Here is a 12442-nt window from a genome sequence, read left to right as displayed (position 1 = left end):
GCTGCGGGTGCCGCACACCATCCGCCTGCAGTGGGACGGCCGGCTTGCGGCCGGCGTCTGCGCCAAGGACATCATGCTGTTTCTTTGCGGGCGGCTGGGTCTCGACGGCGGCCGCTACGAAGCGGTCGAATACACCGGAACGGCCGTGGCGGCCCTGCCCATGCAGGAGCGCATGACGCTGGCCAATATGAGCGCGGAGCTGGGCGCGCAGACCGGCCTGATCGCCCCCGATGCCACCACGCTGGCCTGGCTTGCCGAAGCCGGCGTACCTGCCGCCACGCTCGAGGCCATCCCGCTCGCACACTGGCGTACCGAGTCCGGCGCGGCCGTGCTGGCCAGCCATCGCTTCGACGCGGCGGCGCTGGCACCGCAGGTGGCCGCGCCGCATTCGCCGGCCAACACCGGCCCGGTGGACCATGCCGCCGGCCAGCGCGTGGAGATCGCCTACCTGGGCGCCTGCACGGGCGCCAAGCTGGAAGACCTGCGCATGGCCGCCAGCGTGCTGCGCGGCAGGCGGGTGGCGCCAGGCGTGAGCCTGCAGGTGGCACCTGCCTCGCTGCGCGACCAGCGCCAGGCCGAACGCGAAGGGACGCTGGCCGTCCTGCTGGAGGCCGGCGCGCAGTTGCTGCCCAATGCCTGCAATGCCTGCGCGGGCTACGGCCCCTCGCGCTTCCCGGCGGGCAGCCACGCCATCGCCTCCACCGCCCGCAATTTTGCCGGCCGCATGGGCGAGGATGGCAGCGCCGTCTGGCTGGCTTCGCCGCTGACCGTGGCCGCATCCGCTGTCACCGGCAGCATCACCGATCCGCGTGGCCTGCTGCCATGAGCCCGATTGCTGCCCAGCCCCTTCCCGGTGGCCGCATCTGGCGCTTTGGCGACAACGTCGATACCGACCAGATGGCACCTGGCACCCATATGAAAGGCGGCGTCGCCGAAATTGCCCGGCACTGCCTGGCCGGGCTGCGTCCCGAGTTTCCTGCCACGGTGCGCGCCGGCGACCTGCTGGTGGCGGGGCGCAACTTCGGCACCGGCTCGTCGCGCGAACAAGCGCCGCAGGCGCTGCGCCAGCTAGGCGTGGCGGCGGTAATCGCGTCCTCCTTCGCAGGCCTGTTCTATCGCAATGCCATCAACCTCGGCCTGCCGGTGCTGATCTGCCGGGATACCTCGCGCCTGCTGGACGGCGGCTGCGCGCGGCTGGCGCTCGAGCGCGCCGCGTTGCTGCTGCCCGACGGCAGTCACGTGGCATGCGAGCCCATCCCGGAATTCCTGTGCGCCCTGCTGCGGGCCGGCGGGCTGGTGCCGCACCTGAAGGCCCGGCTGTCCGCGCGGCGCTGAGCCGCCGGTGCGCCGCACGCCCGGATCACGCCGGGCGCCCGCAACCGCACTGGCGCAGCAAGGCCATGACCTCTTCCTCGGTAGTCTGGCGAAAATCCAGGTAGAACGTGCCCACCGCGCCAAAGCTGGCCGGCACGTTCAGGCAGACCACCTGGTCCGCGGCCGCCCGCAGACTGGACAGGCCCTCTTGCGAAGCAACCGGCACAGCCGCCACGACCTGCTTCGCGCCCGCGCGGCGTACGCCCTCGAGTGCGGCGCGCATGGTGGCGCCGGTCGCCACGCCATCGTCCACCACGATCACGGTACGCCCCGCCATGGCCGGTGCCGGCGTGCCGGCGCGGTAGCGCTGCTGCCGGCGCGAGATCTCGTCGAGCTGGCGCCCGCGTTCCGCATCGAAGGCGCCGCTGTCGAGCGCGCGGCGCGTCCAGGCATCGTCGTTGGCCACCGTATGCGGGGGGGCGCCCGCGGCAGTTCCCTCCACCACGGCACCGAGCGCCAGTTCCGGATAGCCGGGCGCGCCGATCTTGCGTACCAGCAGGATGTCGAGCCGCCCCTCGAGAATGCGGGCCACCTCGAACGCCACCGGTACGCCGCCGCGCGGCAGCGCCAGCACCAGCGGGGGCTCGCCGGCGGCAGCTGCGCCAAAACCGAGTCCGGCCAGGTGCCGGCCAAGATAGAGACCGGCTTCGCGGCGATCGGCAAAGCACGGCGGCAATGACGTGGCGCGAGACATGGCTGTCTCCTGCAGGGAGGGGGTCGATGGGCCCCGGTCGCGACGTGCCGTGAACGGGATGAGCGGTAGAAGGCATCCAGGCGGCGCGGCATCGGCGCACCCAAGCCAAATATAGACGCATCCGGCTGGCGAATCGAGGGGGCCCGGCAGGCGCGCGAGCGCCTCCGCCGTCGCTCGCCAAGGGATGCGGAACGCCCAGGGACATGAGCCCCGGAGCCGGCACCATTGAATGCGATTCCGCAACACTGTGTTTTGCCGGGGCAGGCTTTTCTCCGGCGGGCTTTTGGCTAAGATGGCGCTCACCGATGGCAGCCACCGATCGCCATTTCACCAGCGTCCCCCGCCGGGCCCCAACCATGCCCCAGCGACAAAGCCCCAACAAGGCTTGCCCGGGACGCGACCGACCGCATCAGCGAGAAAGCCAATGAGCACGCATCACGGAACCACGCAGGACACCCACCACGCAGGCCAGGCCGGAGCGGACGTCAACAGCCCGGGACTCGATATCCCCTTTGGCTCCCTCGATGCCGCTGCCCTGTCCGAACTTCCCTACACCTTCCGCCCTACCGGCACCTGCGCGCGCTACTACAACGAGTGCTTCAGCTGACAGCCAAAGCGCGCCGGGACCGGATCGCAAGGCCAGCCGCCGCAGGCAGCCCGCGCCTTGCCCCTGGCTTCCTCGATACGCCTCTCGGCGGCTTGCGCTGTCGGCTGTCCGGCGTTGGCTGCAAGTCCTGCAGGACGAACGAAACCGTGGAGTGGCGAACAAGCGAACGCGGGAAAAAAGCCGGAGGAAAAGAGCGCCTCGCGTAGAACCGCGAGGCGCTGGCCGGCAAGGGGATTCCGGCAGGGAGTCGTATAGCCCGACGGGGAAGCAAGGCTATTCGCGGATTCTATATCATTTTTATCATTTGTGAATATGGCATAGGTTTCATATTTTCGTGCCAATACGGTCCGCAATAACCGGCACGTTCACACCCGCTCCGCTACCATGAACGCATCGCCAGGCGCGCGGGCAACCAGCCGCGCAGCGCGGCGAGCGTCATCGGAGGCGCGAAGTGATAGCCCTGTCCGAGGCGCACGCCCTTGGCCGCCAGCAGCGCGCGCTGCCCCTCGCACTCGATCCCCTCGGCCACGACAGCGAGATCCAGCGCATGGGCGAAGTTGATGGTGGCATCGACGATCCGGCTGCTGACATTGTCTGCCGGATCCGCCTGCACGAAGATCCGGTCCAGCTTGAGGAAGTCGACCTCGAACTGCTTGAAGTAGGCCAACCCGCAGTAGCCGGTGCCAAAGTCGTCCACCGCCAGCTTGATGCCGCGCGCCTTGGCACGCTGGATGGCGCTGCGCTGTGGCTCCACCAGCGATACCGCATCGCGCTCGGTGATTTCCAGCACCGGCGTCACGTTGGCCTGCAACAGCGCGAACAGAGGCGAGTCGCCGGCCCAGAAGCCGGCGTCGTCGAAATGCGCATTGGTGATATTGAAGGCGAGATGGAAAGCGGGCGGCAAGGCCAGCGGCCCGAGGTCGCGCAGGACGCGGGGAATCAGGTGCTGCGTCAGCGCTACCGCCAGGTGCTGCTGCTCCATGGCCGGAATGAATTGCTCCGGCCCGAGCAAGCCGCGCTGCGGATGCTCCCAGCGCGCCAGCACCTCCACCCCCGCGCACAGTCCGCTCTCGAGATCGACCAGCGGCTGGTAGTAGGGCACGAACTCCCCGTTGCGCAGACCGCGCTGCAACTCGGCGGCAAACGAGCGGCGCGCGGCGCGCCGCGAATGCAGGGCGAACATCGCCAGCGCGGCCAGCCCGGCCACGAGCGGCGGCAAGGCCAGGTATTTCAGGCTCTCCTGCAGCGCCAGCGTGCGCGGCGCGCTGGCGATCACCGTGATCGGGTGTCCGGCCAGCTGGCGGATATCGACGATGCCGCGCTGCCCGCCCGCGATCACACCAGCACCGGCCCCATCGCCGGCGGCGTCCAGTGCGTTCGGCATGAAGCGAGTGCCGCCCACGTCGACCTCGATATCCGGAAGCCCCAGCTTTCCGGCCGACTGCACCATGTCGACCAGGTAGCGCCCCTCCACCCACACCATCACACCGTTGCCGGGACTGGTGCCTAAGAACACCGCCAGCGCCGTGGCGCCGCCGTGATGGGGCTTGGCAAGCCGGTATTGCAGGCCCGGCTGCCAGTGCATCAGCTCGCCCAGCGGCAAGACGATATCGCCTTGCACCGCGGAGCAATAGCGCATGCCGCGCGCCACCAGCACCACATCGCGGACGTAGGCGGTGTAGGCCCCCTGCTCCTGCAGCTGGCGCGCCACGCTGCGGCAGGGCGCGCCCACCAGCGCGCGATCCTGGTACGCAATGCCCAGCGTGTCGGCAAGCGCCAGTTCGAGATTGTCCCGCACGGCCAGCGACATCCGCTCCACGCGAGCGCGGGCATCGTGCGCGGCCAGCAACGCAATCAGCCACAGCATCAGGCCGCCGGCAAAGAGCGCCGCCAGCACGGCGGCACGGCGCGCTCCCGGCTGGCCCCACAGACTGTCCTTCACGCTACCGCCGGCAGGCTAAGTGTCACGACCGTGCCCTTGCCGAGCTCGCTGGCCAGCGTGATCTGTCCCTGGTGCCCCGCCACGATTTCCCTCACGATCGCCAGGCCCAGGCCGTTCCCCTTGGAATTGCCATGGCGGTTGGCCCGGTAGAAATTGTCGAACGCCATCCCCGCCTCTTCCTTCGTCATGCCGATCCCCCGATCCTCGACCCGGACCGACACCTTGTCCTGCCCTTGGGCCGGCGGCTCGACGGTAACGGTCACGGCCTCCTGGCCATCGGAGTACTTCAGTGCATTCTCGACCAGGTTGCGCAGGGCTTGCGCCAATTGGGAGCGGTCCGCCAGTACGTACAGCGGCTGGCCCGCGTCGACCACACGGACCCGGCCCTGGCCGGCAAACTCGGTGGCCACGGTCTCGCGCACCAGCGCGGCCACGTTCACGCGTTCGCGCTCCTGCATGCCGTTGCTGCGCGCTTCGATGCGTGCCAGGTCGAGCAGGTCGGACAGCAGCGCATTGAGCTGGCTGGCGCGGCTATGGATCGCGTGGTAGATGCCCCTGCGGCGCTCCTGTGGCACCACATCCGCGCTCAGCAGCTCCGCATAGCCGGCGATGCCCGCCACCGGTGCCTTCAGCTCGTGCGCCGCCGCCGAGACGAAATGCGATTTCATGCGGTCGTGGCGCAATTGCGACGTGATTTCCCGCAGCACCAGCACCAGGCCGCCACCGCTCGCGGCGTGCACGATGCGCACCTCGTAGGCAGGCGATATCGCCATGTCGAACTCGACGATGCCGGCAAATTCGCCACCCGGCTGGGCTCGGTCCAGCTCGGCCAGGAGCTGTTCCGCATGGCACGCCTGCCGCGCCGGCCGGCGGCCGCGGTAGAGCCAGTGGACGAACTCGCGCTGGGTGGCGCCGCGCAATTGCGACAGCGTAATGCCGAGCAATTCGCATAACGCCGTGTTGGTCTCGTCGATCACGCGATCGCGGCCGAACACCGCCACCCCGTCGGGCATGGCAAGGAACAGGCCCCGCAGGTGCTGCTTCTTCTCGGACAGGATGTCGCGCACCACACTCTCGCGGTCGGCCAGCGCGGCAAGCTCGCGCAGCGCGATGAACTGCCGAAGCTGGAAGAACGCCACCAGCACCGTGGCCACGCCGGCGATCGCGATCACCACCCGCAGCCTGTCGCGATAGCCCGCCAGCGCCGCTTCGCCGCTCACGCCGGCCACCACCGCGAGATCGCGCCCTGCCAGGCGCCGGATGGCGTAGAAGCGGCCGTCGCCGTCCGGGACGATGCCATCGCGCGGCTCGGCGAGCGCGCGGCGCAACGGGGAGCCGGGCATCAGGATCTGGCCAGGCTGGCGGCTGCCATTGCTCCAGCGCGCGCGCACCACGAAGTCGTCGGTGCCCGCGAGCATCACGGTGCCGGATTCTCCCAATCCCGCACGCGCGTACACATCGGACAGGTAACCGGGATCGAGCGACACCACCACCGCACCAAGAAACCGGCCGGTGGCCGCTGCCACGATGCCCTTGGAAAGCGGCACCACCCAGCGCCCCGAGACGCGCCCGACCAGCGGCATGCCAACGTACAGGGACGGTCGCCCGCGGCCCTGGTGCACGCGGAAGTACTGGCGGTCGCTCAGATCCGTCGGCTCATCGCTCGCACAGGTGGAGGCCCGCAGCATGCCGGCGCGGTCGAGCACCGACACTCGCAGGAAGGGCTTGACCGCCAGGTAGCCGCTGCGCGCCCATTGCGCCAGCGGCAGCGCCGGGCCGCGCTCGACCACCGCGCGCCCCACCAGCGACGCCGCCTGGTCGGCTTCGGCCAGCAAGCGTTCGGCATGTTCACCGAGCATCCCGGCGACGTGTGCGAGATTGGCATGCGCGCGCCGCAGCTCGGCCGCGCGATCCCACAGCGCCCAGCACGCCAGCGCGCTCCAGATACCGGCGACGATGACAATACCTGACCAGAACGGATGCCTCGCGGCGCGATGCGCGCCTGCCCAAGCCTGTCGGTAGATTTCCAGCCTCATGGGAAAGCTACCGGAAAACGAATATATTGTTCATCACAGCCGTGCATCGCAGCCTTCGATACCAGTCCGCGCGTGCGTGCGGCCCGCGCCCCCCGGGTGCCGCTGCCGTGCGGCAGCCTCCTTGCAGCAAAGCTTCACAGTATGATCTATCCGGCTATGCCAGGGCCCTTGCGATGGTTCACCGCCCGGGACCTCCGGTACTGCCGGCCAGGTGCGTCGCGCAGCATGACTTTCGACATTTCAGCGATGCCTCATCATAATTGCGTGCTTCTCTGGCATAAAGTTGCGCTTCTGCAGCTTTCCGACGAATAATGAAAACAATACGATACGCAATGCCACAGCCCTGCGCGGCGCGCGTTGCGTCAGTTGAAGAGGCCATATGACCGATCTGCGCTTTTATTCCACCAGGACCGCAGCGCAGAGGCTTGGCGTTTCCTTGCGCACGGTCCAGCTCTGGGTCGAGAACGGCCGGCTGCCCGCGTGGAAGACCGACGGCGGCCATCGCAGGATCCCGGCCGATGCGGTGGACCGCATGGTGGCCGAGCAACGCAACCAGTCGGCCACCGCGGCGCCGGGTGCGGCAGCGGAAAAGGCGTCGGCGGGAAGGGCATTTCGCGTGCTGTTGGTGGAAGACGATGAGCACCTGCTGCAGATCTACCGCATGGCGCTGGAAGCCCTGGCCCCGCAAGTCGAAATACTTGAAGCCACGAACGGATACGATGGCCTGCTGCTCATCGGCAGCAGCAAGCCCGACCTGGTAATCCTGGATCTGATCATGCCCGGCATCGACGGCTTCCGGCTATGCCGGACCATCGACGCGCAGCTGGAGTTTGCCTCGACCAGGATCGTCGTGGTGACCTCGCTGGACAAGCATGCGATCAATGACCGTGGCGGCATACCCGCGCATATCCGCGTCTTCTCCAAGCCGATCCCGATGTCGGTATTGCAATCGCTCGTCGTTACACTGCAGGCCGCCCCCCCCGGTTCACCGGGCTAGGACGCACGCGCAGGCGCAATGGCGGAATCGGTTGCCGCCATTGTATATCATTTTTTTCATATAAATGCTGGCGGCAGGTTTCATATTTACGCACAACCGATGCCTGCCAAAGCGGCTGGCGAACGGTCCGAACGCCCCTGTCCCAGCGTTCTCCGATGTCCATCCATGGACAATACCTGCGGGAAGCCGTACGCCTTGCCAAGGCCAACCGCGCGCGGCGGTCTGTCCTTGCAACCGCCGCCAGTGCCGCTCATGCGCCTGCCCGGAGGCATGACGGCAGCCGAACTGTCTGGCGCTCGAGCGGGCCACGGATGCGCCCTGGGCAAGAGCGTACCCATTTCTGCGTGAGCCGCCCAAAGGGGAGGCGTACCCGTTTCTGCGCAGGTTTTCACGTCCGGGAATGGCCTGCGTACCCGTTTCTGCGTGCCTCCGGGGCGGCCGAAAAAAGAGGGGCGTACCCGTTTCTGCGAAGAAACAATGCGCCCGGCGGCATGAGCGTACCCGTTTCTGCGTGACGTCGATCCGGGCGCCCTGGCACGGCGGCAGGCCGTTTCGGTGTTTCAGTAGTTCTTGTAGGGCAGGAACTTGCCGGACATCTCGATGCGCACGCGGTCGCCGTTCGGATCTGTCTCCCGCCGCAGGTCCATGCGGAAATCGATCGCGCTCATGATCCCATCGCCGAACTCCTCATGGATCAGCGCCTTGAAGGTGCTGCCGTACACGCTGACCAGTTCGTAGAAGCGGTAGATCAGCGGATCGGTCGGCACCGCGGTCGGCAGGGAGCCTTTGTATGGCACCGTTCTCAGCCACGGCTCCGCTTCCGCCGGCAAGCCGAAGATGTCCACCACGGCGCGCGCGCCGGCCTCGTCGAAGGCCATCTGGCCGAGGCAGGCGGCGGTAGTCCACTCCTTGCTCCTGCCGACCTTGTCGGCCACGTCGGCCCAGCGTATACCTTTGGTGACCTTGGCTTCGATGATCAGGTCAGTGACGTCGCTGCGGTTCATGTCTTGTCCTCTCGGTTGGATGGCAGGGGATGGACAGGTCGGCGCAGGCAGCGCGGTGCGATCCCGCGGCCGCAGGAAGTGCCCGCATCGGCCGGCGCCCGGAGAATCGATGTCATGGCTGCAACACGGCCTCGATGCCATCGGGAACGTCCGCGCCGGCGTATCGCACCATGGCGGCAAACGAGGTGGTGCCCGGCATCAGGGCCTGCAATGCCAGCACGACAAGCAGGATCGGCATTCAGACCTCCCGTTCTCCCTTGACACGGCGCATGGCGCAAGGTTCGTGCCACTTTGGCGGCCGCGGCGCCGCAGCCGCCCACGCGCCAGCAAATACCGGTGCGCACTGGCACGGACGCAGCACGCACTGCGAAGGGGAACACGCCCACCGGCTCTCCCCGGTAAGCCAGCCACCACGCCCCCAAGCGGTGCACCTTGGTACGGTTTGCTGCCCCTCGCACCGACGGCGCCGCCGCGCGGCGTACGTGGCACAGCCATTGCATGCATACAAGATCGCATACAAGCAGGGGAGAACGTGCCGCACGCATGGATGCCTTTGTCCGGCTGGCAACGCGCCGGGCCAGCGCCTGCATCGCGACAGCGGCCCGAGCTTGACGAAACGAGGAAAAACCCATGACCGAGCCTTGCCACGATACGCTGGCGCGTTACGCTCGCAGCGCGCTCAAGCTACACGGGCTGAACCTGCCGGACGCCGAAGCGCGCGTGATCGAGCCATTCCTGCGCGTGGCCGCGTTGGCGGCGCCCATGCTGGCGCACCGGCCCGATGCGCATGACGGACCTGCCTCGGTGTTCCGGCCATGACCAGGCGCGGTACCCCGTTCGAATCCGTGCTGGCGGGAGCGGCGGCATGAGTGGTGCCGATGCCCGCGTGGTCTCGCGCGCCGAAGCCGTCTATGCACAATTGCGCGACGACATCTTCGAGTTCCGGCTGCTGCCCGGCGACCGCTTTACCGAGGGCGAGATCGCCTTGCGTCTCGGCGTATCGCGTACGCCGGTGCGCGAGGCGCTGCTGCGGCTGCAATCCGACGCGCTGGTGCAGGTGTACTTCCGCAGCGGCTGGGAAGTGGTGCCGCTGGACTTTACGCGTTTCGACGAACTCTACGCCTTGCGCAAGCTCATCGAGACCCACGCCGTGCGCATGCTGTGCACGCCCACCGCGCCCTCCGTGGATCGCGGCGCGCCGGCACAACTCGCGCAGTTCTGGTGCGTGCCGGAAAGCGAGCGGCTGGAGGACGGCCGCGTGGTGGCGCAGCACGATGAAGCCTTTCACGCCGCGCTGGTGGCCGCGGCCGGCAACCGCGAGATCGCGGCCGTGCACCGTCAGGTGAGCGAGCGCATCCGCATCATCCGCCGGCTCGATTTCACCTACGCCGCGCGCGTGGCCGCCACCTATGACGAGCACGCCGCGATCCTGCGCGAGATCCAGCGCCAGCACGTGGACCAAGCCATGCTGCTGCTGTCCAGCCATATCGAGGCGAGCCGCGCCGAGGCGCGCAAGATCACGCTGCACCACCTGCAGACGATACGCACCGGCGCCGGGAATGCGCGCGGGTAGCCTGCACCGCGCGGGCGGGCGCAGGCGGCAGCGAAACCCCGCTTCATCGCCACCCGCCCCCATGCGCGGGCGGGATTGGCACGCCAGCAAGGATGCGCGCGCATCGCTACAACGGTAAAACTTTGCGGGAGTTATTTCCGATGTAACGCCACATTACGGGACCGGCGGCGTCCCGTTTGCTTTTCACGCCGCGGCCCGCCCTGCCGCAATATCGGCGCGCCCAATGCCGGCAAGGCCTGGCGGCCTCGGCCGCGGAACCGCCAACGCCTGCCGCATGGAGCGCCGGGTCCTGCGCAAATGTGAAAGCGCCTTACAAGTCCAGGCACACCGGCGCGGGCCTCGTGGCTACAGTGAAGCCATGTTCAACACGAAGCCCGTCACGGAGTCCCCGACATGAAACGCGCCATTTCCCTGGTTGTCCTGCTGTCCACCGCAGCCGCCCTGCTTTCCGCCTGCATCGTGGTGCCCCCGCGCGGTGGCCCGCCGCCGTACCGCTACCACGACCGCTATTGATCGAACGGCGGTGCCCTGGCCGGACAGCTTGCGCCGGCCTGAAAGCCCCCGCGCAACGAACACAAGCACGCAACAAAGCACCACCCGCCTCTTTCGGATCCCTGGAGTTGAATCATGAAACGCCAATTGCTGCTCGCCCTCGCCACACTCGCCGCCGGCGCGGCGCTTGGCGTCATCTCACCCGCCCGCGCTCAATCGTATCCCCCGGGATACCACGGTGGCCCCCCGGTCATGCGCCCGGCTCCGCCGCCGCCGCGCTACGAACCGCGTCCGCAGGCGCGTCCCGGCCGGGTCTGGGTACCGGGACACTGGGTAGCCGGCAGCGGCCGCTATGACTGGCGCGGCGGCTACTGGCAGCGTGCGCGGGCGGGCTATCGCTACGTGCCGGAGCGCTGGGTGCCGGGCCCGCGCGGCGGCTGGGTACTTCGCCCCGGCTACTGGGCACGCTAGAGTCCCGAGTCCGATATTCGTTGCAGAAACAAGTCTGCCGGGCAGGTGTGGGAGCCTATCAGCGAAGCGCAGCAAGGCTGAAGCCCTGCGAGCAGGCGTGACGGCGGATCGCGCGTCTTGCCGGCGGACTTATTCAACGAAGTCGTGATTCAGGATTCCAGGTCCCGCCAGCGGATGCTTTCCGGCACCGGCTTCGGCGCTCTGCGCCGCGGGTCGGTAGCAGGATGGCAGGGCCCACGCCGGCTCATCCAGAGGGCGGACCGGAACCTCATCCTTTCGCACTAGATCTTCCGCCGGCGGCCGGCCGGGACAAATGCGGGCCGGGAAAAACCCCTCCCGTGCGAGCCGTTTCAATTCTGGATCAGATACATCCCGCAAAATAATATCACTCCCCCGATCGGGTGAATTTGAGTTGAATGAATATCTCCGGACCGGCATTTCCGTTACACCGATGAAACATTATTGAAGTGCGCTGTTTCAACCATGCAACGGCGCTTTATGCGCCCTGAATGCCGCGTCGATAACTTCGCCAAGCCAATCTCCATAAGGCTTTCTGGATTGCGAAAAATCCCTCATTCATCCTTTAATTTGCGCAAAAAGGAACGCTTGCATTCCCTTCTATCAGCCCATAAGATGATTTTAAGCCTATTTATGGGGCGAGATTTCTCGGGTTGGGTTCGGGTCACTCTTCCGGCCGCGCTGACAAGTTCCATGCAAAACGGAACGCTATGCTGCGGCATGGAAGCACGGGGGTACAGCACACACACTGCAAGTGCTTTTGGCACGCGCCGTGGAGTCCGGTATTCCGTCACGCAAAGCGTCCCTCTCCCTGACCCGAACAACGGGGAGTCACACGAACATGAACGCATTGCTGATCGAGGAGCATCCGCTGCTCAGTCTCGGGCTGCTTCAGATGCTCGAGAGCATCCATGGTACCGGGCACGTCGTCACCCTATCGCCCTTCGATATTGCCCACCTGGATGGTAGCCATCGCAACGCGGACCTGATGGTATTCGGCATGCCTGCCGATACGGTCTCCGGGTGGCGGCAACTGGATCATGTCCGTGAACACCTCGCCCCCAGGCGCATCCTGGTTCTGGCGGACGCGCTCCCGCTGTGCGTGCCGTCTGCCGACAGCGCCCGCAATATCTGCGGCTGCCTGCCGAAGACGGCCGCGCTGCCGGTGCTCGAGGCCGCGATCCGGATGGCGATCTCCGGCGGCCAGGGCCTGATGCTTCCGACAGAAGCCGGC

The 12442-nt window shown here is 67.4% G+C and carries 12 protein-coding genes and 1 pseudogene; 8 read left to right on the top strand and 5 right to left on the bottom strand.

The features are described 5' to 3' along the window. Both P3W85_RS27435 and P3W85_RS27430 read left to right on the top strand, forming a co-directional pair. The coding region (locus P3W85_RS27435) for an aconitase family protein (RefSeq protein WP_276267062.1) at nt 1-826 on the top strand (826 nt) is incomplete at its 5' end. Continuing rightward, the gene (locus P3W85_RS27430) at nt 823-1335 is read left to right on the top strand and encodes a 3-isopropylmalate dehydratase (protein ID WP_276267061.1); all 513 of its coding nucleotides are present in this window, start codon (nt 823-825) and stop codon (nt 1333-1335) included. The genes P3W85_RS27435 and P3W85_RS27430, both read left to right, overlap by 4 nt. Nucleotides 1336-1360: 25 nt before the next feature. Here P3W85_RS27430 and P3W85_RS27425 read toward each other — a convergent pair whose 3' ends face one another. Further along, nucleotides 1361-2068, bottom strand: a complete 708-nt coding sequence (locus P3W85_RS27425; protein WP_276267060.1) for a phosphoribosyltransferase — start codon at nt 2066-2068, stop codon at nt 1361-1363. A 424-nt stretch (nt 2069-2492) separates the two neighbouring features. On the opposite strand from P3W85_RS27425, the gene P3W85_RS27420 reads away from it, so the two are divergent. Further along, nucleotides 2493-2675 (top strand): hypothetical protein, encoded by a 183-nt coding sequence (locus P3W85_RS27420; protein WP_017229920.1) that lies wholly within the window; start codon nt 2493-2495, stop codon nt 2673-2675. Nucleotides 2676-3054: 379 nt separating this feature from the next. On the opposite strand, the gene P3W85_RS27415 is transcribed toward P3W85_RS27420, so the two are convergent. Together P3W85_RS27415 and P3W85_RS27410 are read right to left on the bottom strand one after the other, a co-directional pair. Next, the gene (locus P3W85_RS27415; RefSeq protein WP_276267059.1) at nt 3055-4617 is read right to left on the bottom strand and encodes an EAL domain-containing protein; all 1563 of its coding nucleotides are present in this window, start codon (nt 4615-4617) and stop codon (nt 3055-3057) included. Further along, nucleotides 4614-6653 carry an ATP-binding protein gene (locus P3W85_RS27410; protein WP_276267058.1) on the bottom strand — a complete coding sequence of 680 codons (2040 nt, stop codon included), beginning with the start codon at nt 6651-6653 and terminating at the stop codon, nt 4614-4616. Before P3W85_RS27410 ends, P3W85_RS27415 begins: the two co-directional genes overlap by 4 nt. A 379-nt stretch (nt 6654-7032) precedes the next feature. On the opposite strand from P3W85_RS27410, the gene P3W85_RS27405 reads away from it, so the two are divergent. Then, nucleotides 7033-7650, top strand: a complete 618-nt coding sequence (locus tag P3W85_RS27405) for a response regulator (RefSeq protein ID WP_276267057.1) — start codon at nt 7033-7035, stop codon at nt 7648-7650. Nucleotides 7651-8210: 560 nt separating this feature from the next. Here the strand turns inward: P3W85_RS27405 and cynS are convergent. Both cynS and P3W85_RS27395 read right to left on the bottom strand, forming a co-directional pair. Then, nucleotides 8211-8654, bottom strand: coding sequence for a cyanase (gene cynS / locus P3W85_RS27400; protein WP_017229924.1), 444 nt, complete (start codon nt 8652-8654; stop codon nt 8211-8213). Nucleotides 8655-8766: 112 nt separating this feature from the next. Then, nucleotides 8767-8892: a hypothetical protein gene (locus P3W85_RS27395; RefSeq protein ID WP_276267056.1), complete on the bottom strand. Its 126-nt coding sequence runs from the start codon at nt 8890-8892 to the stop codon at nt 8767-8769. Nucleotides 8893-9284: 392 nt separating this feature from the next. Between P3W85_RS27395 and P3W85_RS27390 the strand changes: the two genes are divergently transcribed. The 4 genes and pseudogenes from P3W85_RS27390 to P3W85_RS27375 form a co-directional block, all read left to right on the top strand. Further along, nucleotides 9285-9473, top strand: a complete 189-nt coding sequence (locus P3W85_RS27390; protein ID WP_017229926.1) for a hypothetical protein — start codon at nt 9285-9287, stop codon at nt 9471-9473. Between the two features lie 46 nt (nt 9474-9519). Then, the gene (locus P3W85_RS27385; protein WP_276267055.1) at nt 9520-10227 is read left to right on the top strand and encodes a GntR family transcriptional regulator; all 708 of its coding nucleotides are present in this window, start codon (nt 9520-9522) and stop codon (nt 10225-10227) included. A 627-nt stretch (nt 10228-10854) separates the two neighbouring features. Continuing rightward, nucleotides 10855-11190 (top strand): hypothetical protein, encoded by a 336-nt coding sequence (locus P3W85_RS27380; RefSeq protein ID WP_276267054.1) that lies wholly within the window; start codon nt 10855-10857, stop codon nt 11188-11190. 859 nt (nt 11191-12049) lie between these two features. Continuing rightward, nucleotides 12050-12442: pseudogene (locus P3W85_RS27375) on the top strand (DNA-binding response regulator); the annotation flags it as partial.

It is taken from the genome of Cupriavidus basilensis, assembly GCF_029335485.1.
GTDB lineage: Bacteria > Pseudomonadota > Gammaproteobacteria > Burkholderiales > Burkholderiaceae > Cupriavidus > Cupriavidus basilensis_E.
This window is presented reverse-complemented; position numbering and strand designations above follow the sequence as displayed.